This is a genomic window from Achromobacter sp. AONIH1 (assembly GCF_002902905.1).
In the GTDB taxonomy this organism is placed as follows: Bacteria; Pseudomonadota; Gammaproteobacteria; order Burkholderiales; family Burkholderiaceae_B; genus Achromobacter.
In genome coordinates, this window is the sequence record NZ_CP026124.1 from 5,232,674 (window position 1) to 5,254,034 (window position 21,361).

At 66.4% G+C, this 21,361-nt stretch carries 19 protein-coding genes, 1 tRNA gene and 1 pseudogene; 10 read left to right on the forward strand and 11 right to left on the reverse strand.

The features are described from left to right. Nucleotides 1-81: 81 nt before the first annotated feature. Nucleotides 82-645 carry a cytochrome b gene (locus tag C2U31_RS23980; protein ID WP_199770881.1) on the reverse strand — a complete coding sequence of 188 codons (564 nt, stop codon included), beginning with the start codon at nucleotides 643-645 and terminating at the stop codon, nucleotides 82-84. A 124-nt stretch (nucleotides 646-769) separates the two neighbouring features. Next, nucleotides 770-1,477 carry an aquaporin Z gene (gene aqpZ / locus C2U31_RS23985; protein ID WP_103276548.1) on the reverse strand — a complete coding sequence of 236 codons (708 nt, stop codon included), beginning with the start codon at nucleotides 1,475-1,477 and terminating at the stop codon, nucleotides 770-772. Nucleotides 1,478-1,653: 176 nt separating this feature from the next. Here aqpZ and C2U31_RS23990 point away from each other — a divergent pair, with 176 nt between their 5' ends. Further along, nucleotides 1,654-2,067: a hypothetical protein gene (locus C2U31_RS23990; RefSeq protein WP_103275089.1), complete on the forward strand. Its 414-nt coding sequence runs from the start codon at nucleotides 1,654-1,656 to the stop codon at nucleotides 2,065-2,067. Between the two features lie 19 nt (nucleotides 2,068-2,086). Here C2U31_RS23990 and C2U31_RS23995 read toward each other — a convergent pair whose 3' ends face one another. Further along, a complete protein-coding gene (locus C2U31_RS23995) occupies nucleotides 2,087-2,479 on the reverse strand; it encodes a VOC family protein (RefSeq protein ID WP_103275090.1) in 393 nt (130 codons plus the stop codon). 150 nt (nucleotides 2,480-2,629) lie between these two features. On the opposite strand from C2U31_RS23995, the gene C2U31_RS24000 reads away from it, so the two are divergent. After that, a complete protein-coding gene (locus C2U31_RS24000; RefSeq protein ID WP_103275091.1) occupies nucleotides 2,630-3,028 on the forward strand; it encodes a lysozyme inhibitor LprI family protein in 399 nt (132 codons plus the stop codon). Nucleotides 3,029-3,046: 18 nt separating this feature from the next. Beyond that, a complete protein-coding gene (locus tag C2U31_RS24005; protein ID WP_103275092.1) occupies nucleotides 3,047-3,958 on the forward strand; it encodes a GNAT family N-acetyltransferase in 912 nt (303 codons plus the stop codon). Between the two features lie 222 nt (nucleotides 3,959-4,180). Here the strand turns inward: C2U31_RS24005 and C2U31_RS24010 are convergent, their stop codons facing one another. The 8 genes and pseudogenes from C2U31_RS24010 to C2U31_RS24045 form a co-directional block, all read right to left on the reverse strand. Continuing rightward, nucleotides 4,181-5,344, reverse strand: a complete 1,164-nt coding sequence (locus tag C2U31_RS24010) for an iron-containing alcohol dehydrogenase (RefSeq protein ID WP_103275093.1) — start codon at nucleotides 5,342-5,344, stop codon at nucleotides 4,181-4,183. Nucleotides 5,345-5,358: 14 nt separating this feature from the next. Next, nucleotides 5,359-6,756 carry an aldehyde dehydrogenase family protein gene (locus tag C2U31_RS24015; protein WP_103275094.1) on the reverse strand — a complete coding sequence of 466 codons (1,398 nt, stop codon included), beginning with the start codon at nucleotides 6,754-6,756 and terminating at the stop codon, nucleotides 5,359-5,361. Between the two features lie 23 nt (nucleotides 6,757-6,779). Then, entirely contained in the window at nucleotides 6,780-8,177 is a 1,398-nt protein-coding gene (locus C2U31_RS24020) for a glutamine synthetase family protein (protein WP_233772480.1), read from the reverse strand. 256 nt (nucleotides 8,178-8,433) lie between these two features. Next, the gene (locus tag C2U31_RS24025) at nucleotides 8,434-9,423 is read right to left on the reverse strand and encodes a helix-turn-helix domain-containing protein (RefSeq protein WP_103275096.1); all 990 of its coding nucleotides are present in this window, start codon (nucleotides 9,421-9,423) and stop codon (nucleotides 8,434-8,436) included. 141 nt (nucleotides 9,424-9,564) lie between these two features. Continuing rightward, on the reverse strand, nucleotides 9,565-10,947 hold the full coding sequence (gene eat / locus C2U31_RS24030) for an ethanolamine permease (protein WP_103275097.1): 1,383 nt from the start codon (nucleotides 10,945-10,947) through the stop codon (nucleotides 9,565-9,567). Between the two features lie 740 nt (nucleotides 10,948-11,687). Then, nucleotides 11,688-12,715, reverse strand: a pseudogene (locus C2U31_RS24035) (IS110 family transposase). Between the two features lie 151 nt (nucleotides 12,716-12,866). Beyond that, the gene (locus C2U31_RS24040) at nucleotides 12,867-13,139 is read right to left on the reverse strand and encodes a DUF2164 domain-containing protein (RefSeq protein ID WP_103275098.1); all 273 of its coding nucleotides are present in this window, start codon (nucleotides 13,137-13,139) and stop codon (nucleotides 12,867-12,869) included. 399 nt (nucleotides 13,140-13,538) lie between these two features. After that, nucleotides 13,539-13,625: transfer RNA gene (locus tag C2U31_RS24045), tRNA-Leu, on the reverse strand. A 45-nt stretch (nucleotides 13,626-13,670) separates the two neighbouring features. Between C2U31_RS24045 and dapC the strand changes: the two genes are divergently transcribed. The 7 genes from dapC (at nucleotide 13,671) to C2U31_RS24080 (ending at nucleotide 21,335) form a co-directional block, all read left to right on the forward strand. Further along, nucleotides 13,671-14,867, forward strand: a complete 1,197-nt coding sequence (gene dapC, locus C2U31_RS24050; protein ID WP_103275099.1) for a succinyldiaminopimelate transaminase — start codon at nucleotides 13,671-13,673, stop codon at nucleotides 14,865-14,867. Nucleotides 14,868-14,896: 29 nt separating this feature from the next. Further along, nucleotides 14,897-15,718, forward strand: coding sequence for a 2,3,4,5-tetrahydropyridine-2,6-dicarboxylate N-succinyltransferase (dapD, locus tag C2U31_RS24055; protein ID WP_103275100.1), 822 nt, complete (start codon nucleotides 14,897-14,899; stop codon nucleotides 15,716-15,718). Beyond that, complete coding sequence (gene dapE / locus C2U31_RS24060) at nucleotides 15,718-16,872, forward strand: succinyl-diaminopimelate desuccinylase (protein ID WP_103275101.1); 1,155 nt, start codon at nucleotides 15,718-15,720, stop codon at nucleotides 16,870-16,872. Before dapD ends, dapE begins: the two co-directional genes overlap by 1 nt. Before the next feature lie 91 nt (nucleotides 16,873-16,963). Then, nucleotides 16,964-17,860, forward strand: coding sequence for a 50S ribosomal protein L3 N(5)-glutamine methyltransferase (prmB, locus tag C2U31_RS24065; RefSeq protein WP_103275102.1), 897 nt, complete (start codon nucleotides 16,964-16,966; stop codon nucleotides 17,858-17,860). Next, on the forward strand, nucleotides 17,857-19,788 hold the full coding sequence (locus C2U31_RS24070; RefSeq protein ID WP_103275103.1) for an ABC-F family ATP-binding cassette domain-containing protein: 1,932 nt from the start codon (nucleotides 17,857-17,859) through the stop codon (nucleotides 19,786-19,788). Before prmB ends, C2U31_RS24070 begins: the two co-directional genes overlap by 4 nt. A gap of 126 nt (nucleotides 19,789-19,914) precedes the next feature. Then, a complete protein-coding gene (locus C2U31_RS24075) occupies nucleotides 19,915-20,403 on the forward strand; it encodes an RNA polymerase sigma factor (RefSeq protein ID WP_103276549.1) in 489 nt (162 codons plus the stop codon). After that, on the forward strand, nucleotides 20,400-21,335 hold the full coding sequence (locus tag C2U31_RS24080) for a FecR domain-containing protein (protein ID WP_199770882.1): 936 nt from the start codon (nucleotides 20,400-20,402) through the stop codon (nucleotides 21,333-21,335). Before C2U31_RS24075 ends, C2U31_RS24080 begins: the two co-directional genes overlap by 4 nt. The last annotated feature ends 26 nt before the right edge of the window (nucleotides 21,336-21,361 follow it).

A 21,361-nucleotide genomic window follows, 5' to 3' on the forward strand; every position in this document is an offset into this window, starting at 1 on the left:
CTGTAAAAAATGGAGCAGACGACAGTGCGTAATGTACAACCTGCGACCGCCCTGCCCCGGAATCCTCCCGCGACGCGGCGCTCAACGCCGCGGCAGCATCCGGCGCAGGATCCCGTCCTTCAGCCAGTAATGATGGGCCAACCCCGCCAGAGCATGGCAACCCGCCAGGACGATGATGGTCCAGGCCACCGTGTCGTGCAGGCCGCCGATGGCGCGGCGCTGCTCGCGGTCGATGGGGATCAGCGTGGGCACGTCGAACAGGCCGAAAAAGGTGAACGCTTCACCCTGCGCCCAGCGGAACAGGAAACCCAGCACGACCTGCGCCGCCATCAACACATAGAGCAGGACATGCATGCTTGAGCCGGCCAGTCCCCAGATGCCGCCGGACGCCCGGGGCAGACGCCGCCCCGCCGTCAAGCGCCAGACAATGCGCGCCACCAGCACGGCCGCAAACAGCAGGCCGAAGGACACATGCAGCGACTGCAGCAATTTGCGCGCGGGCGTGCCGCGCGGCAGCGCGTCCCATATCTCGGCCAGAGCGAACAGTCCGATCACAAGCAGGGCCGTCAGCCAATGCAGCAGGATGGTGGGCGTGTCGTAGCGCGTCGGCGAGCCAGCGTCGCCGGACAAAGGAAGGGGATTCACGGATCAGGCCCGGAAAGTGGCGGAATCTATGAGCGTATCGAGCGGCGACTTACGGCGTCCTGAGTCCCGCCAGAACGCCACAAGGCGCAAGCCGGCCCCGCACCTGGGACGTCGGCGAGCCTGCTTACTCGTTCTCGGGCCGGCTGACCAGGCGGTAGGCGATCGCGCCCACCACGGCGCCGGCGATCGGCGCCACCCAGAACAGCCACAGCTGCTCCACCGCCCAACCGCCGACGAACAGGGCCGGGCCGGTTGAACGCGCCGGATTCACCGAGGTGTTGGTCACCGGGATGCTGACCAGATGGATCAGCGTCAGGGCCAGGCCGATGGGAATGCCCGCGAATCCGGCGGGCGCGCGCTTGCTGGTGGCGCCCAGGATCACGAAGATGAAGCCGGCGGTCAGCACCAGCTCGGCGGTGAAAGCCGCCGCCAGCGAGTACTTGCCGGGAGAATGATCGCCATAGCCATTGGCGGCGAAGCCGCTGGCCTGCAGGTCGAACCCCGTCTTGCCCGTAGCGATGCAGGCCAGCACCGCCGCCGCCGCGACGGCGCCCAGCACCTGGGCCACGACATAGGGCAGGACGTCCCTGGCGGGAAAACGCCCGCCCGCCAGCAACCCCACGGTCACCGCAGGGTTGAAATGCCCGCCTGAGATATGGCCCACGGCGAAGGCCATGGTCAGCACCGTCAGGCCGAACGCCAGGGCGACGCCGGCATAGCCGATGCCCACATCGGGCACGCCGGCGGCCAGCACCGCCGCGCCGCAGCCGCCCAGCACCAGCCAGAAAGTCCCGAAAAACTCGGCCCCGCACCGTTTCGACAAAGCATGCATGATGGTGGTCCCTTGGACTGAAAATCCAAAGATATCGCGCCGCGCCATCCCAGACTTCAAAGCATTGCAAAGTCGGCGCCGGCGCCACGCGCCTGGATGCTGCCTTAAGTCGCCGCTCGAATTGCCGTCAACCCGGCAACGCAAGCTCCAGATATCGCCTATTCGGAACCGATTTCATGTCCATCACGGATGCCGCCTCCGCGCCGCCAAACCTGTATCAGAAACCCGCGCAATTCGTCGACGGCCCGACGCGGCCGCTGGCCCCCCTGTCCGGCCAGTCCCTGGCCGGCAGCCCGGCCCGCGACCTGCCGGCCGGCACCATCGTCGACCTGCCCAGCGTGCGCTATAGCAACGGCCAGATGGAAATGCGCCCGGCGGACCGCGCCACGGCCGCCCTGATGGGCGTGGTGCAGCCGCGCGCGTTCGAGGCGTTCAAGGCGGCGCTGCTGAACGACGGCGACTGGCGCGGCTTGCTGCATGCATTCGAACGCAGCATTCCGCAGAATCCGGAGTGGCGGCTGGGGGAATACCGCATCGCGGCCGGCGAGTTCCTCAAGAGCACCGGCTATCTGCTGGACCTGCGGGCCTGAGACCCACGGATCCGGCCGGTCATGCCTGGATCGGGCTGCACAGTTCGACCAGCGAACCGTCCGGGCATCGGACATAGGACACGACCTGGCCCCAAGGCTTGGTCTCTGGCGCGCTGAGCTGGGTCGCGCCCGCGTTGACCGCGCGGACATGCGCGCCGGCCACGTCCTGCGTCACGAAGGCTATCTCCACGCCCAGCGGCCTGGCCGACGCGGCTGCCGGGATCACGCCGCCTTCGAAATGCAGGTCAGCCAGTTCGCTCGCGGCGAAGGCCAGCGTGGTTTCGCCGGTTTCCAGTTCGCCGTAGGTATTCGACTCATGCAGGAAACGGCGCGCAAAGCCAAAGGCATCCTCGAAAAACCGCAGCGAGGCCGGGACATCCGGCACGTAGATAATGGTGTAGCCAAATTTCATGGTTCTTCCTGATTCGGTTATGGTTCAGCGGCGGCCGGCCGATCCGGCGCACGACATTCTGCGATTATCCATGCCTTTCGACTTGCCGCGCGACGATCCGGACCTGGCGTCCGTTCCTGCGATCCCCAACCATAGCCATCCGAATACGCCATGCCGAACCCGATCTCCCGCCTGCTCTGCGCCCTGCCCCTGCTGCTTCCCCTGGCCGCCGGCGCCGCGCCGGCCGTCGACTACAACACGCTGTATGACCGCTGCCTGACCGAGGCCGGCGCGGTCAACAACACATCGGTGCTGAGCTGTTCGGAATCGGTTTCGGCGCAGGTCAAGCGCGAGATCAACACGCTCTATGCGCGGCTGCATGCCAAACTCGCGCAGGAAGCGCCCGAGGACGCCGACAAGCTGGAACAGACGCAGAAGGCCTGGCTGCAATACCGCAACGGCCATTGCGCGCTCGCCACGTCCTATGTGGGCTCGCCGATGTACGGGCACTGCCCCATGCTGCTGAACATCGCCCGCGCGCTGGAGCTGCGCGAACTGGCGGGCGACTGAGGCGGCACGGATCCGGCCATGACGATCACGCTCGAACGCGTTCCCGCCGGCGGCCCGGCGCGGGAGGAACTCACCGCCCTGCTGCCCGGCTACCTGCGCGGCCTGGGCGTGGACGCCCACTACCCGTATCTGCCGCTGTATTGGACCGAAGCCGGCCGCTTTCCCTATCTGATCCGCGAGCAGGGCCGGACCGCAGGCTTCGCCCTGGTCCGGCAACTGCCCGACAGCGGCGCCTTCGAAATGGCCGAGTTCTGCGTGCTGCCCGACTTCCGCGCGCGGGGCCTGGGCGCGCAGGCCGCGCGCGCGCTGTTCGCCGCCCATCCGGGCGCCTGGCGCATCGGCATCATGGCAAACAACGCCGGCGCGCTGCGCTTCTGGCGCACGGTCGCGCCGCAGGCGGCCGTGCAGCCGCCGCGCGAAGCAGATGGCGAAGACGGATTCTGGATGCTGTCCTTGCCCGGCGCGCCTCCGACCCGCGCGTCCGACCAGACCGCGCCGCCCCAGGATGCGCAGCAAGTCCGCGTGGCGACGCCGGCGGACACGCCAGCCATCCTCGCGGTCGACGCCCTGGCCCTGGCGGATCCCGCGCGCGCCAGGCAGATCACGCGGGCCATCGAACAGGGACAATGCCGGGTCGCGGTCGACGCCGGCCGCATCGTGGGCTATGTGATGCAGGACCACGGCTTTTTCGGACACGGCTTTGTATCGCTCATCGTCGTCGCCGCCGCTTGCCGGCGCCAGGGCGTGGCGCTGCGCCTGCTGCAAGCGGCCGTGACCGCTTGCGATACAGCCAAGCTTTTCACGTCGACCAACCAGTCCAATGTCGCCGCCCGGCGCCTGATGGCCAAGGCCGGTTTCGTGCCCAGCGGCATGATCGAAAACCTGGACGAAGGCGACCCGGAACTCGTCTACGTCAAGTTCGTCCGCTGAACGCCAGGCTCGGCGGCAGATTCACAACCACAACAATCCTTCACACAACTTCATACCATGCGCTCCCGCGCTTGCTAAGCTTCTCCTGCCACCGTTCCTGGCATCCCCCGCCCGTAACCGGTGGCACTGCGCCCCAGGCAACATGCGGTTGTCTGGGGCGTTTTCTTTGCCATGGCCCCGCCCACGCCTGCACCGATGGCCATCCGGACAAAGACGGCGTCGCTACAGCACGCCTTCGACCGCGTTCACCAGGATGCCCGCATACGCCTGCGGCGTGAATGGAATCGGATTGGTGCCGGCCGAGCCATCGGCGTGCGCCATCCTGCCGATGCGTTCCGCCTCCTTCGCGTCGATGCCGATCTGCGCAAGCGTGTGCGGGATGCCCAGGGCGGCACGCATCTCCAGCACCCAATCCAGAAAGCTGTCGAAGGACGGATCCGGCAGCTCCAGATAGCGCGCCAGCAGACCGATGCGCGACGCGATGACGCTCTGGTTGGCGCGCAGCACATATGGCATCAGGATCGCGTTGAGCAGGCCGTGATGCGCGTCGTACAGCGCACCCAATGGGTGCGCCAGGGCGTGCATCGCGCCCAGGCCGCGCTGGAAAGCCGTCGCGCCCATGCTCGACGCCACCAGCATTTGCAGGCGCGCCTCCAGATCCGAGCCGTTTTCGCAGGCGCGCGGCAGATAGTCCTTGACCAGGCGGATGCCTTCCACCGCGATACCCACGGCCATCGGATGGTAGAACGGCGAACAATACGCCTCCAGGCTGTGCGACAGGGCGTCCATGCCGGTGGCGGCCGTGATCTTCGGCGGCAGGCCGACCGTCAGTTCCGGGTCCAGGATGACCACCGCCGGCAGCATCTTCGCATGGAAGATGATGCGCTTGACGTGCTCGCGTTCATCGGTGATGACCGAGGCGCGGCCGACTTCCGAGCCGGTGCCGGCCGTCGTCGGAATGGCGACCACGGGCGCCATGCCCGCGACGTTCACGCGCAGGTGGTTGTCGCCGACGTCCTCGAAATCCCAGAGCGGCCGGTCCTGGCCCGCCATCAAGGCGATCGCCTTGGCGGCATCGAGCGCCGAGCCGCCGCCAAATGCGATGACGCCATCATGGCCGCCGGCCTTGAACGCCGCCACGCCGTCATCGACGTTCTTGCCGGTCGGATTGCCCTTGATGGCATGGAACAGGCCCGCGTCCAGGCCGGCCGAGCGGCATGAATCCAGCAGCTTCACCGTCATCGGCAACGCCGCCAGCCCCGGGTCCGTCACCAGCAGCGGCCGCTTCATGCCCAGGCTGGCACACCATTGCGGCAGTTCGCTGGCGCGTCCCGCGCCCACCTTGACCGAGGTCGGATAATTCCAGTTTGCAATCGGGAGAGTCATGTTTTTCTCAAGGACTAGGGTTGGACATGCCGCTTCAGGTGGAAGGACTTCGGACGGGTCAGATGCTCATAGCCGACCTGCGAGAGCGTGGCCCCGCGCCCAGAGTGCTTCACGCCGGTCCATGCCAGCGCCGGATCCAGGTAGTCGCAGCGATTCATGAAGAACGTGCCCGTCTCCAGGCGCTGGCCGATGCCGATCGCCGCCTGCTCGTCGGTGGTGAATACACTGGCGGTCAGGCCGTAAGGGCTGGAGTTCATCAGCGCGATCGCCTGCTCGTCGTCCCGGACCGGCATGATGCCGACGACGGGGCCAAAGCATTCATCGTTCATCAGCGTCATCGTGTGATCCACGTTGACGAACAGCCCCGGCGCCAGATACGGTCCGCCATCGTCAGCCCTGCCGAACACCTGCGGATCAATGAGATTCTTCGCGCCCTTCGCCAGCGCGTCGGCAATGACGGCGCGCACGCCATCAGCCGCCGAGGCGCGGACGACCGGGCCCAGCGTCGTCGCCGGGTCCAGCGGATTTCCCAGCACATACTGGTTCGTCAGCGCCACGGCGCGCTGAACGAACGCGTCATAGTGGCGCTGCGCGACGTAGATGCGCTGGATGCCGCAGCAGGACTGCCCGCTATTGAAAAACGCGCCGTCCACCAGCGTCTCGACGGCATGGCCGAGGTTGGCGTCTTCGCGCACATAGGCCGGATCGTTGCCGCCCAGTTCCAGGCCGACGCCGATGAAGCGGCCGGCGGCCGCCTGCTCGATGGCGCGCCCGCCGGCCACCGATCCCGTGAAGCAGACGACGTTGACCTGATTGGATTCGATGATGCGGCGAACGGCATCATGGTCGACGTGCAGGTACTGGAACAGACCCGGCGGCAGACCGGCCTCGACGAAGGCCTGGTGGATCCATTCGGCGCAAAGCGGCGTCTGGTCAGAGTGCTTCAGGATGACCGCGTTGCCGGCCGCCAGCGCCGGCACGATGCTGTTCACCGCCGTCAGCAGCGGGTAGTTCCACGGCGCGATCGTGAAGACCACGCCTGCCGGTTCGCGCGTGATGTAGCGGGTGTAGCCTTCCTGCGGCGGCGCCTGGATGGGCCGCAGCGACGCTTCGGCGATCGACAGCATGTGGCGGGCGCGCGCGGCGAATCCGTCCACCTCGCCGCCGGCATAGCGGATCGGCCGCCCCATCTGGCGCGTGATGCCTTCGGCGATGATCTCCTTGTTGGCGACAAAGCGGTCGATCGCGGTGCTCAGGATCCTGATGCGATGCGCGATCGGCTGCCTGGCCCAGTCCTTCTGAACTGCGTGCGCGTGCGTCAGCGCCTGCGCGATCTGCGTGTCCGTCGCCAGATCGCGCTGAACGTACAGGCTGCCATCGATGGGGCTGATGGTGGTCAGTTGCTTTTTCATGACGGTCTCTCGACGACTGGAACCTAGATGATTTCGAAATAGCGCTTGAGCTCCCAGTCCGTCACATGACGGCGGAACTGGCGCTCCTCCCACTCGCGCGTGGCCACGAAATGCTCGACGAACGCATCGCCGAACAGCTCGCGCCCCACTGCCGATGCGCGCAGGCGCTGCGCCGCGTCCCATAGCGAGCTGGGCAGCTTCAGATGATCGGGAAACTGCTGCGTGTAGGCATTGCCCGTGACGATGGGCTGGAGTTTCAGCTTGTGCTCGATGCCGTGGAGACCCGCGCCCAGGGCCGCGGCCAGGGCGATGTACGGATTCGCGTCCGCGGAGCCGATGCGCACCTCGACGCGCTGCGACTTTTCCGTTCCCGGAATCAGGCGCAAGGCCGTGGTGCGGTTTTCCACGCCCCAGGTGGCGTCCAGCGGCGCCCAATAACCCGGCACCAGACGCGAATAGCTGTTGACCGTCTGCCCGTACATGCTCATGAATTCCGGCAGGAATTGCTGGACGCCGGCGATGAAGTGCTCCTGCACCACGCTCATGTTGTGCGGCCGCGATTCATCGTGGAACGCCGACTTCCCTGATTCCCGCTCGCGCAGCGACATGTGGATGTGGCCGCTCTGGCCGGGCTCGTTGTGCGACCACTTCGCCATGAACGTGGCCATCAGGCCGTTGCGCTGGGCCAGGGCCTTGGTGAAGCACTTGAACAGCATGGCCTTGTCGGCCATCGCCAAGGCTTCGTCGACCGCCAGCGCGGCCTCCAGCACGCCCGGCCCCGTCTCGGTGTGCAGTCCCTCGATCGGCATGTCCATGGTCTCGGTCATGTCGATGAGGTCGCGATAGAAATCGCTGTTCACCGTGCTGCGCAGGATCGAATAGCCGAAGTTCCCGGGCGTCCAGCTCTTGAGGTTCTGGTAGTTCTTTTCGCGCACGCTGTGAGGCGTTTCCTCGAACACGAAGAACTCGTATTCCAGCGCCGAATACACGTCGTAGCCCAGGTCGCCGGCGCGCTTGATCACCCGGCGCAGGACGCCGCGCGGGCAGATGTCCTCGGCATCGCCGGCGAACTCCGCCAGGAAGAACAGCATCGGTTCGCCGTTCATGATTTCCAGCGGCAGCCGGCGGCAGCTCTGCGGAATGATGCGGACCTGCGCATCCGGGTAGGCCGTGTGCCAACCCGTGTACGACGCGTTGTCGTACATCTGATCGTCAGCGTCCCACCCCAGCACCACGCTGCAGAACGCGAACCCCGAGCGCAACGCGCAGACGAACTTGTCCTTGCGCAGATACTTGCCGCGCAGGATGCCGTCGACGTCGGACAGCCCCACCTTGATGTGAGTCAGCTTGCTGGCCTCGACCAATCGAATGGCGTCCTCGACCGTCTTGATATCGATACCCGACTTACCCTGCGTGTCCACGATTGACGTCTCCACTGTTGCTGTCTTCGATACAAGCTCATCGAACGCGACGGCCTGATTGCATCCCGTCCTTTCGATGCGTCCATGGTAATGAGGGGCATCGCGCAACCCGTATCGACTTTTGGCAAAGAATCGCCCTCTACTGGTTAACCATGAGCGAGGTGAATCAAGCGTGATTGCAATCGCCGACGGCGCGCGCATGGCCGCGCCGCCCGCGCGGCGGCCATGCCAGCGATGCGATGTGCCGTGAGCCGGCTCAGCCCGCGCTGCCGCCGCCCGCGAGCAGGGTGTCGGAAGGCAGCACGCCGAACAGCGTCCGATAGTCCTGGGCAAACTGGCTCATGTGCCAGAAGCCCCAGGATGAGGCGACCTGATGGATGGTGGTCGAACCGCGCTCGCGCGCTGACAGCTCTCGACGCACGCCATTGAGCCGCAACGCGCGCAGGTAGTTCTGCGGCGTCGTGTCGTAGGCATATTCAAAACAGTATTGAAGCGTTCTGCGGCTGACGTGCAGCACGCCGCAAAGCTCCAGGATGCCGACCGCCCTGTCCCGGTTGGCCAGCGCGAAATCGCGGGCATCGGAAGCGATCTGGACCCGACGCGCGCTCGAGATGTGGCGGGCCTTCTGGCGCGTCGTCGGCAACACGCCGGACTCGACCAGCGTGGCGAATATCGTCGTTTCCACGTTGTGCTGCGCGGCGCCCCCGGAGGCATCGGCGGCGCTGCGCCCTTCCCGCAGGATCATCTGCAGCATCTCGCTCAGCGCATGCCGCCTCTGCGCGCCGATACAGATGATCTCGTTGCTGGTGTGGATCTGCCGCAACGTCGATTCGCAGTACTGCTCGGCGTAGCGCATGAGCGCATCCGCGTTCACCACCACGCCGAGAATCGAATAGTCGGGCGGCGTCAGCAGTTCGAATTCACATCCGCCCGGACGAAAGGCCAGCACCTCCGTCGAGATGGGCGTGGCATGGATGCTGCCGGCGGCATCGCGTCCGACCGGAATGCCGAACCACCATGCGCCATCCGGAATCTCGCACAGCTGATGCAGCTTGTGGCTGGTCGTTTCGCAAAACAGATGCGTGGCCGAGAAATTCAGCTCGGTAAGACTGCCGACAAACGGTCCGGGAGTCAGCTGGTCGTAGGTCTGCTTCCAGCCGCACAAGGTCGCCGCCTGCTCGTCGGCATCGTGCGACACGATCTGGCGCGCCTTGAACTCGCGGACTGATGTAGAGGTTTCGAGCATCTCGTGGCGACCTCATCGATTGCCGTCAGGCGGCTGCGGCAGCGCCCCATGTCGAGGCCGAGGCCGGCTTGGCATCACGAAGAATCGGTTGGCGCCTGGCATCATGTTCCCCTACTCCGGCCTCACGGCCTCTTCGAGCAACTAGGCCGCATCGTCCTTGCGCCTTCCCCTGGTCATCAGGAAGTAGACGTAGCCCAGCGCCATGAAGGCCGCGAACAGCAGCGCGACCTCGCGGTTATAGTAGATCATCGTCAACAGACAGACGATGGCCGCCACCAGGGAAAACCCTGGGAAAAAGGGATACAACGGCGCGCGGAACGGGCGGGCCAGCCCGGGCTCCGTTTTCCTCAGCTTGAACAGCGAGAGGATGCTGATGATGTACATCACGATGGCGCCGAACACCGACATCGTCACGATGTTCGCGGTGAGCGCCTGGCCGGCGAACTGCACGTACTGGTCGCTGAAGATGGCGATGATGCCGACCACGCCGCCAGCCAGGATGGCCCGGTGCGGCGTCCTGAAGCGCGGGTGCAGCTTCGCCAGCCACGCCGGCAGATAGCCTTCGCGGCCCAACGCGTAGATCTGGCGCGAGTAGCCGAGAATGATGCCGTGGAACGAGGCGACCAGGCCGAACAGCCCAAGCCAGATCAGCATGTGCATCCAGCCGCTGTTTTCCCCCACGATGAGCTTCATCGCCTGCGGCAGCGGATCGTTGATGTCCGCCAGCAGTTTCCAGTCGCCCACGCCGCCCGCGAACAGCATCACGCCCATCGCCAGCACCACCAGCGTCAGGATGCCCGTGATGTACGCGATCGGAATCGAACGCCTGGGATTCTTGGCTTCCTCCGCCGCCATGGCGACGCCCTCGATCGCGAGGAAGAACCAGATGGCGAACGGCACCGCGCCAAGGATGCCGCCAAACGTGCCCATCGAAAAGCTGTCGGCGCCGGCCCAGCCGCCCTGCGTGAAGTTCGACCAGTGAAATCCCGGGGCCACGACGCCCATGAATACGAGCAGCTCGAACACGGCCAGCAGCGTGATCGTGAGCTCGAACGCCGCGGCGATCTGCACGCCAACGATGTTCAGCGACATGAAGATGAGATAGGCGCCCACCGCCGCGGTGGTGGGCGAAAGCCCGGGAAACTGGATATGGAGATACGCGCCGATGGCCAGCGAAATGGCGGGTGGCGCGAACACGAACTCGACCAGTGTCGCCATGCCGGCGATGTATCCGCCCACCGGGCCGAACGCCCGCTTGGCGTAGGCGAAGGGCCCGCCCGCGTGCGGAATCGAGGTGGTGAGTTCGGTGAAGCTGAAGATGAACGTCGTGTACATCGCCGCGACGAAGGCCGACGTGACCAGAAAGCCCAGCGTCCCGGCCTTCGCCCAGCCGTAGCTCCAGCCGAAATACTCGCCGGAGATCACGAGCCCGACGGCGATGCCCCACAGCTGCCAGGTGCCCAGCGTCTTCTTCAGACCGCCCTGGGTCGATCCGCCATGGGGATGGGAATTCACATTTGACATGCTTTCGTTTCCCGATGTGTCTGATACAGGACGTCCCGACGCTCGGACGGCATCCGGTGAAGAGGGTCCACGCTGCCGTGCCTAGCGCCGCGGAGGATGACTTCCCCTGCCTTCGGGACAAGTCAGCGCGTTCTTGCCTACGACCTTCCGCGGACGGGCTGTCGGAGCCTCTGGACGCGGACCATGCCCCTTGCCATGTTCTGGGTTGCGCCGGCGAGACCGTCCGCATGCGCAGCCTTGGCATTGCGTACCCTTCCGCCGCGCTCGGCCCGACTTGCCGGAGTGGCCGCGCGCAAGCAGGAAAGGTACGTTTTTGATGCTAATGACCAAAAGACTCAACGGGTTATCAAGATTTGGCAAACTTTCCCGGGATTAGGGATATCCCATATCCCGGCCGCGCCGCGTCCGTCCGACGTGGCGCCGGGAGCGGCGATGGAATTCGACATCTGCGGCACACGGCCATCCCCTGGCGCGCGGACAAAAGAAAATCTATGGTCAGCCCGATTTTTGCAAGCGAGGCGGTGTAGGCGTAAATTGGGCTTGCTCAAATCTATTCGGAGTCAGTTGGGGCTAGGCCCCCCGCTCCATGATGAGAGTCGCGCCCGGCAAACCTAAAAAGCCCCTCAGCATCGCGGTGCTGGATTTCATGTCAGGTTTCTTGCCAGGCCGTTGAGCCGTTTATGTCTTCACGTACTCGCGTCGCAAAACCAGGAAGTGACTACGTAAAACGGTGATGAAGGTCAGGCTGGCGCTACAGTCTGCTCACTTCGGTAGTTCGTTCCATTGGCGAGGATGGCCCAGGCGATCCTCGCCAATTTATTGGCCAGCGCACAAGCGACCACGTTCGAGTGACGTCGGGCCTGCAGCTCGCGCACCCAGGCGCCTAGCCGGTCGGTTCGTCGCTCCACGTGTCGCATGATCGCGCGAGCGCCCTGTACCAACAATCGTCTAAGGTTCTTGTCGCCCCGTTTGCTGATGCCCAGGAGCGTGGGTTTGCCGCCCGTGCTGTACTGGCGAGGCACCAAGCCTACCGAAGCGGCGAACTGGCGCGCCGAACCAAATTGCCGCGCATCGCCCAGCTCAGTCATCAGCACGCTAGCAGTGATTGGCCCGATGCCGGGGATCTGAAGCAGCCGCTGGCTGCGTTCATCCTCGCGCAGCTGTAGACACAGCTCACGCTCAATCTGGCCTACCTGCTCATCCAGATACTGAAAGTGCGATCGCAGCCGCTCCAGCAGCGCGCCTAGTTGGGGCGGCAGCGCGTGTTCGGCCAGAACCGCTGGCAAGCGTCGCAGGATCGCCTGACCACGAGGCAGGCTGATGCCAAACTCCAGCAAAAAGGCGTGCACCTGGTTGATCACGCCCGTGCGCTGAGCGACCAGTGATTCACGCACCCGATGCAGGGCAGAGACGGTCTGCTGAGCCTGATTGCGCACGCTCACGAACCGCATGCTCGGGCGCGAGGCCGCCTCGCAGATCGCCTGGGCATCGGCGAAGTCATTCTTGTTGCCCTGTACGAAGGGGCGCACGAACCTGGGGGGGAAATGAGCTTGGCCTGGTGGCCCAGTTCTTCGATGCGGCGCGCCATCCAGTGCGCGCCGGCGCAGGCCTCCATCACCACTGTGCTGCGCGGTGTGTTGCCCAGTAACTTGAACAGATCCTGGCGCGAGCACTTCTTGCGAAACATCATCCTGCCGGCCGCGTCCTGCCCATGCAGATGGAAGCTGTGTTTGCCCAGATCGATGCCAATCAGCGTGACGGTGCTCATGAGAGGTCTCCCAAAAAGAACAATCCCCACTCAGCGTACCGCTTCGTGGGGATCGGGCTGACCATCTCATTAGCCCCGGAGCACTTGCGTGCCACGGGGCTCCAGACAGCGCCGGCCTGGCGCCGGATCAACGCCCGCGCGGGGCATCCGGTCACCGGCCGCGCTTGGCCTTGTCATGCTTGCGCCAGTAGGCGAATTCTTCCTCGTGGACTTCCAGGTCCAGCTCGGCAACGCGCGCCTGCAGCCTTTCCTGCACGTCAGCAACCGCCCGGTTGTAGATGACCGGCGCGATTTCCTCCAGGAAGAATCCCAGCAGCGCGCCGGCGGCGATATTGCCGATCGGCTCTTCCATGTTCTGGTCGAAATACCGCTGGATCGACGCGACCGCCGTATCGCGCAGTTCCCGTTCAAGTTCGATAGGCATCCTGCCCGCCTCGGTTTGCATTCATGAGGGCTACGAGACTAGAACAAAGCGCGCGGCAGGACAACGCAAGCCCGGCCGCGCAACATTATCCCGCCGGGCACACGGCCGCCTTGTTCCCGGCTTCAAGCCGCCCGCCATCGACGTAGCGCGTGAGCGCCCGCCACGGGTTCAAGGCATACAAGCGCCAACACTGCACAACCTTGAGCGATGATCATCCGGGTTGAATCCAGATGTGCGGAAAATGGACGCCATCAGCCGCGCCAATACCGGCCGCAAGGCCGTCGGCCTCTTCGGGGAGAACCTGGCATCAAGTGGTCGCCCATAGCCCAGACAGCCCCCAAAAAGCCAAAAACAATGACAAGGTAAAAACCTAAGTCATTGTTTTTGATGGGAGTTTCTTGGTGCGAAGGAGGGGACTCGAACCCCTACACCTGTTACGGCGTCAGGACCTAAACCTGGTGCGTCTACCAATTTCGCCACCTTCGCTTTAGCCAAGCCCGCTATTGTAGCTTGCTTGTTAAAATCGTGCGCATGAACCCGCGCCTAGATGCCCTACACCCCTACCCGTTCGAGAAATTGCGGGCCTTGCTGGCCTCGGCCGGCACGCCGCCGGACGGGCTTGCCCCCATCAATCTGTCGATCGGCGAGCCCAAGCACGCCGCGCCGGAGCGCGTGGCGCAGGCCATCCGGGACGGCATGGCGGGGCTGTCGGTCTACCCGTCCACCAAGGGCGATCCGGCGCTGCGCCGGGCGATCTCCGCGTGGCTGGCGCGCCGCTACAGCATCCCCGCCCCCGACGCGGAAACCCAGGTGCTGCCCGCGCTGGGCTCGCGCGAAGCGCTGTTCGCCTTCACCCAGACGGTGATCGATCCCTCGGCCGGCGCGGTGGTGGTCTGCCCCAACCCGTTCTACCAGATCTACGAAGGCGCGACGCTGCTGGCCGGCGGCACACCCTATTACGTCAATGCCGACGCGGCGCGCAATTTCGGCTGCGACTGGAACCAGGTGCCGGAAGACATCTGGCGCAAGACGCGGCTGGTGTTCGTCTGCTCGCCAGGCAACCCGGCCGGCAACGTGATGTCGCTGGAAGAGTGGAAGACGCTGTTCCAGCTGTCCGACCGCCACGGTTTCGTCATCGCGTCCGACGAATGCTATTCCGAGATCTACCTGGACGAAGGCAATCCGCCGCTGGGCGGGCTGCAGGCGGCGCGCCGCCTGGGCCGCGACGACTACCGCAACCTGGTGGCGTTCTCCAGCCTGTCCAAGCGATCCAACGTGCCCGGCCTGCGCTCTGGCTTCGTGGCCGGGGACGCGGCGCTGATCGGCCGCTTCCTGCTGTACCGCACGTATCATGGCAGCGCAATGAGCCCCATCGTCACGGCCGGCAGCATCGCCGCCTGGACCGACGAGGAGCACGTGAAGGAAAACCGGCGCATGTACCGCGAGAAATTCGACGCGGTGCTGCCCATCCTGCGCAACGTCCTCAACGTGGACCGCCCGCAAGCCTCGTTCTACCTGTGGGCCGGCACGTCCGGCCCCGACAGCGCCTTCGTGCGCGACCTCTACGGCCGCACCGGCGTGACGGTGCTGCCCGGCAGCTTCCTGGCGCGCGACGCGCACGGCGTCAATCCCGGCGAGAACCGGGTGCGCCTGGCGCTGGTGGCGCCGCTGGCCGAATGCGTCCAGGCCGCCGAGCGCATCGCGCATTTCGTCAAGACTTCCGTTTGACCAACCCCTCTTTGAAAAGCTGAGCCGTTATGACTCTCGACCTGCAAACCACCATCGAAAAGGCCTGGGAAGACCGGACCAACCTGTCGCCCGCCGACGCCAGCGCCGAAGTGCGCGAAGCGGTCGAGCACACCATCGACGGTCTGGACCTGGGCCGCCTGCGCGTGGCCGAAAAGCTCAATGACGACTGGGTCGTGCATCAATGGATCAAGAAGGCCGTGCTGCTGTCGTTCCGCCTGAGCGAGAACGCCATCATGGGCCAGGCCCCGCTGCAGTTCTACGACAAGGTGCCGCTCAAGTTCTCCGAGTACGGCGACAACGCCTTCAAGCAAGGCGGCTACCGCGTGGTGCCGCCGGCCGTGGCCCGCCGTGGCGCCTACATCGCCCGCAACGTGGTGCTGATGCCCTCCTACGTCAACATCGGCGCCTACGTCGACGAAGGCACCATGGTCGACACCTGGGCCACGGTGGGCTCGTGCGCCCAGATCGGCAAGAACGTTCACCTGTCCGGCGGCGTCGGCATCGGCGGCGTGCTGGAGCCGCTGCAGGCCAACCCCACCATCATCGAGGACAACTGCTTCATCGGCGCCCGTTCCGAAGTGGTGGAAGGCGTGGTGGTCGAAGAGAACTCGGTGCTGGCCATGGGCGTGTTCCTGTCGCAAAGCACCAAGATCTATGACCGCGCCACCGGCAAGATCACCTACGGCCGCGTGCCGTCGGGCTCGGTGGTGGTGCCGGGCTCGCTGCCTTCGGCCGACGGCTCGCACAGCCTGGCCTGCGCCGTGATCGTCAAGCGCGTCGACGCGCAGACGCGCGCCAAGACCAGCATCAACGACCTGCTGAGGGCTTGATGAGCACGTCTTCCGGATCATCGGCCGTCCTGGACCTGGTCAAGGACCTGATCGCCCGCCCGTCTGTCACCCCGGCCGACGAGGACTGCCAGGCGACGCTGGCCGCGCGCCTGGAACGCATCGGTTTCCGCTGCGAGACCATCGCCCAGGGCGGCGTCACCAACCTGTGGGCACGGCGCGGAAGCGCCGCCCCGCTGGCGGTGTTCGCCGGCCACACGGACGTGGTGCCGCCGGGCCCGCGCGAGAAATGGCAGAGCGACCCGTTCACGCCGACCGAGCGCGACGGTTTCCTGTACGGCCGCGGCGCGGCCGACATGAAGAGTTCGATCGCCGCCTTCGTGGTGGCGGCCGAGGAATTCGTGGCGGCCCATCCGCAGCACGGCGGCTCGATCGCGCTGCTGATCACGTCCGACGAGGAAGGCCCCTCGATCGACGGCACCGCCATCGTCTGCGACGCGCTCAAGGCGCGTGGCGAACAGATGGACTTCTGCATCGTCGGCGAACCCACCTCGGGCGATACGCTGGGCGACATCTGCAAGAACGGCCGCCGCGGCTCGCTGTCCGGCACGCTGACGGTCAAGGGCGTGCAGGGCCACGTGGCCTACCCGCACCTGGCGCGCAACCCGGTGCACCAGCTGGCGCCGGCGCTGGCCGAGATCGTGGCCATCGAGTGGGACCAGGGCAATGAGTACTTCCCGCCCACCACGTTCCAGGTGTCGAACCTGAACTCGGGCACCGGCGCCACCAACGTGGTGCCGGGCGAGGCCGTGGCGCTGTTCAACTTCCGCTTCGCGACCGCCAGCACGCCCGACGGGCTGAAGGCGCGCGTGCATGAGGTGCTGGACCGCCATGGCCTGGAATACGAGCTGGACTGGGAACTGGGCGGCGAGCCCTTCCTGACCCCGCGCGGTTCGCTCAGCGAAGCGCTGTCCTCGGCCATCCTGGCCGAGACCGGCGTGACCACCGAGCTGTCGACCACCGGCGGCACGTCGGACGGCCGCTTCATCGCCAAGATCTGCCCGCAGGTCATCGAGTTCGGCCCCTGCAACGCCACCATCCACAAGGTGAATGAACGTATCGAGATCGCCTCGCTCGATCCGCTCAAGAACATCTACCGGCGCACGCTGGAAAACCTGCTGCCCGTCCAGCCCTGACGAGCTACACCCCGCGCCTGCCGCGCGGGACCGCCGCCCCCATGAAGGCCCGCCGGGTCGGACGGGGGCGGCTTCACGAATCCGAGTACACATGAATCCTGCCGCCCGCCACGAACTGCAAACCCTGCGCGACCTGATCCGCTACGGCGTGTCGCGCCTGAACGCCGCCCAGGTGGCGCTGGGCCATGGCAGCGACAATGCCTGGGACGAGGCGGTGTACCTGACGCTGCATGCGCTGCACTTGCCGCTGGACACGCTGGATCCCTTCCTGGACGCCCGCGTGCTGGCCGAGGAACGCGAGCGCGTGCTGGACCTGATCGACCGCCGCGTCACCGAACGCGTGCCGGCCGCCTACCTGACCAACGAGGCCTGGCTGCGCGGCCACCGCTTCTATGTGGACGCGCGCGTCATCGTGCCGCGCTCGCCCATCGCCGAACTGCTGGACCAGGGCCTGACGCCCTGGGTGCAGGATCCCTACGCCGTCGAGCACGTGCTGGACATGTGCACCGGCTCGGGCTGCCTGGCCATCCTGGGCGCGCTGGCCTTCCCCCATGCGCAGGTGGACGCCGTTGACGTGTCGCCGGACGCGCTGGACGTGGCCCGCCGCAACGTCGACGACTACGGCCTGGCCGAGCGGCTGGAACTGCACCAGAGCAACCTGTTCGACGCGCTGCCCGCGCGCCGCTACGACGTGATCCTGTGCAACCCGCCCTATGTGAACAGCGGCTCGATGGACGCGCTGCCGCAGGAATACCTGCACGAACCGCAACTGGCCCTGGCTGGCGGCGCGGACGGCATGGACCTGGTGCGCCGCATCCTGGAAGCCGCGCCGCGCTATCTGAGCGACGAGGGCGTGCTGGTGCTGGAAATCGGCCACGAGCGCGACTTCTTCGAAGCCGCCTTCCCCGAGCTGTCGCCCGTGTGGCTGGACACCGAGGAAGCCAGCGACCAGCTTCTGCTATTGACCCGAGAACAACTGAAAAAGTGATACGCGCCCAAGGATTGACCGTGCGCCGCGGCACCAAGGTGCTGCTGGACGGCGCTGAGTTTGTTGTACACCCCGGCGAACGCGTGGGCATCGTCGGCAAGAACGGCGCCGGCAAGTCGACGCTGTTCGCGCTCCTGACCGGCGAGATCGACCAGGACGCCGGCGACCTGAGCCTGCCGGCCGGCTGGCGCATCGCCAGCGTCGAGCAGGAAATCCACGCCGACGAACGTCCCGCCCGCGAGTTCGTCATCGACGGCGACACCCATCTGCGCGAACTGCAGGCGCGCCGCGCCACGCTGGGCGACGACCAGGGCACGCAGATCGCCGAGACCGAGGCGGCGCTGGTGGAAGCCGGCGCCTGGAGCGCGGCCTCGCGCGCCGAGCAGTTGCTGGCCGGCCTGGGCTTCAAGCCGCAGGAATGGATGCAGCCCGTGCAGAGCTTCTCCGGCGGCTGGCGCATGCGCCTGGCGCTGGCGCGCGCACTGATGGCGCCGTCCGAGCTGCTGCTGCTGGACGAACCCACCAACCACCTGGACCTGGACGCCATGCTGTGGCTGGAGAAATGGCTGGCGGCCTATCCCGGCACGGTGATGCTGATCTCCCACGACACCGAGTTCCTGGACGCGGTGGCGAAATCCATCCTGCATTTCGACCATGCCAAGCTGGTGCGCTACCGCGGCGGCTACAACGACTACCTGACGCAGCGCGCCGAGCGCCTGCGCCTGGGCAACATCGCCTACGAACGCCAGCAGCGCGAGGCCGCCCGCCTGCAGGGCTTCATCGACCGCTTCAAGGCCAAGGCATCCAAGGCCAAGCAGGCGCAGAGCCGGGTCAAGGCCCTGGCGCGCATGCAGGTGCTGGCGCCGCTGCAGGCCGAAGCCGGCATCGACATCCGCATTCCCTCGCCCGATCAGGTGCCGGATCCGCTGCTGACGCTGGAACACCTGTCCGCCGGGTACACCGACGCGGCCGGCAACACCGTGCCCATCCTGCGCGACGTGACGCTGATGGTGCGCGCCGGCAGCCGCGTCGGCGTGCTGGGCGCCAACGGCGCCGGCAAGAGCACGCTGATCAAGACGCTGGCCGAAGAGCTGCCGGTGCAGGCCGGCGAGCGCCGCGCCTCGCGCGGGCTGGCCATCGGCTATTTCCACCAGCACCAGCTCGACATGCTGGACGTGGACAGCACGCCGCTGGCGCACCTGGCGCGGCTGGCGCCCGAGGCGCGCGAGCAGGAGCTGCGCAACTACCTGGGCGGCTTCGGCTTCTCCGGCGACACGGTCAACGGCAAGGTCGGCCCCATGTCCGGCGGCGAAAAAGCCCGGCTGGCGCTGTCGCTCATCGTCTGGCAAAAGCCCAACCTGCTGCTGCTGGACGAACCCAGCAACCACCTGGACGTGGAAACCCGCGAGGCCCTGGCCGCCGCGCTGGCGGAGTTTGGCGGCAGCATGCTGCTGGTCTCGCACGACCGGCACCTGCTGCGCACCACGGTGGACAGTTTCTGGATCGTGGCCGACGGCGCCGTGCGCGAGTTCGACGGCGACCTGGAGGACTACCGCGACTGGCTGGCCGCGCGCAATGCGGGCGAGCGGGCCGAGGCGCGTGAAAACGCGGAAGGCGCCGATCCCGTCGTCGACCGCAAGGCCCAGCGCCGCGCCGAGGCCGAACAGCGCCAACGCCTTGCCGCCCTGCGCAAGCCGCTGGAAGCCAGGCTCGCCAAGGTCGAGACCGAGATGGAAAAGCTGCGCGCCAAGCTGCAGGCGCTGGATGCGACCATCGCCGATCCGGACCTGTACTCCGACGAACGCCGCGCCGAACGCCAGAAGGTCATGGCCGAGCACGGCGAACACGGCAAGCGCATGGACGAGCTGGAAGAGCAGTGGCTGGAGCTGCAAGGCTCGCTGGAGGAAATCGGGCAGTCCGAAGCCTGACGGCAAGCGGAGGGGGCGACAAGCCCCCTTCTTGACTGCCGTTCCATGCGCCTATTTGATATCAATAATTATTATCATTTATACTTCGTCGCGAATCTGGCTCTGACGGCCGACCGGGCCGGCGTCATGTCTACGCTTACGGATGTATTTCTTCGCCACTACCGCGAACTGCTGGGCTTTCTTTCACTGCGCACGGGGTCGCGCGACGTGGCCCAGGACTGCGCCCATGACACCTGGATCAAGCTGGCGCAATTCCGTGACCGCACGCGCCCGGACAATGACCGCGCCTACGTCTTCCGCGTCGCCGCCAATATCGCCACCGACTGGCACCGTCGGCACAGCCGCGAACTGACCGGCGCCGCCGACTACGCGAGCGCCCTGCCCCCAACCCACGAGGCCGACACGCTGGAGGTCGCCGTGGCCAACCAGCTGCTGCGACGGCTCGAAGCCGCGCTGCTGTCCCAGCCGCGCCGCAGCCTGGACGTGTTCGTGATGCACCGGCACGACGGCCTGACCTACCGCGCCATCGCCGAACGCTACGCGATCACGGTCAGCGCGGTCGAAAAACACATGATGCGCATCCTGCTCGCCTGCGACCAGGCGCTGGCGGCGTGAGCGCCGCCGACGCGCGCGGCCGGCAGGCCAGCCTGGCCGAGCAGGCCTCGCGTTGGGTCGTGCGCCGCAGCGGGCAGCCATTGGCCCCGGAGGCTCAGGCGGAGTTCGATGCCTGGTATCAGGCCGATATCCGCCATGCCGAGGCCTATGAACGGTTGGCGCGGATATGGCGCCGCATGGGTGACATCGACCAGGCCCGGCTGGCCAAGCGCCCGGCGCGCGGACGCAAGGCAACGGTCGCGGCGCTGCTGATCGCCGCCACGGCCTGGCCCGTCTGGCAATTCTCGCGCGATGCCCATCCCGGCGCGGACTATGCCAGCGGCAACGCGCTGCGCGTCGTCGAGCTGCCCGACGGCTCAAGCGTCACGCTGGACGCGGAGTCCGCCATCGCGCTGGACTATGCGGCGGGCAAGCGCGTCGTGCGCCTGCTGGCGGGCCGCGCGCTGTTCGAGGCCGCCCCTGCCGCGCAAGGTGGCCCCGCCTTCACCGTCACCACGCCCGATGCATCAGCCACGGCGCTGGGCACGCGCTATACCGTGGAGCGCCAGGAGCATGGCACCCGCGTCGCGGTCTACGAACACCGCGTGCAAGTGCATTGCCGGATCTGCGCCGACGATCGCGCCGACATCCTGGACAGCGGCGACAGCGTCCAGGTCTCGGCCGACGGCATCGTCCGCGTCGCCTCGTCAAGCGAAGCGGCGCCGGACTGGAGCCAAGGCCTGCTCTCGTTCAACGATGTGGCGCTGCCGGCGGCGGCGGCGCAATTGTCCCGCTACACCAGCAAGCGCGTGCTGGTGCTGGGGCAGGCCGCGCGCAATGCGCGCATCTCCGGCACCGCGCGCCTGGCCGACCCGAAACGCGCGCTGGAACTGCTGCTCGCGCAGACCCGCGTGCGGATCACCGACCTGCCGGGACTGCTGCTGCTGCGTTGACCGCGACGACCGGCATGCGGCGGCCC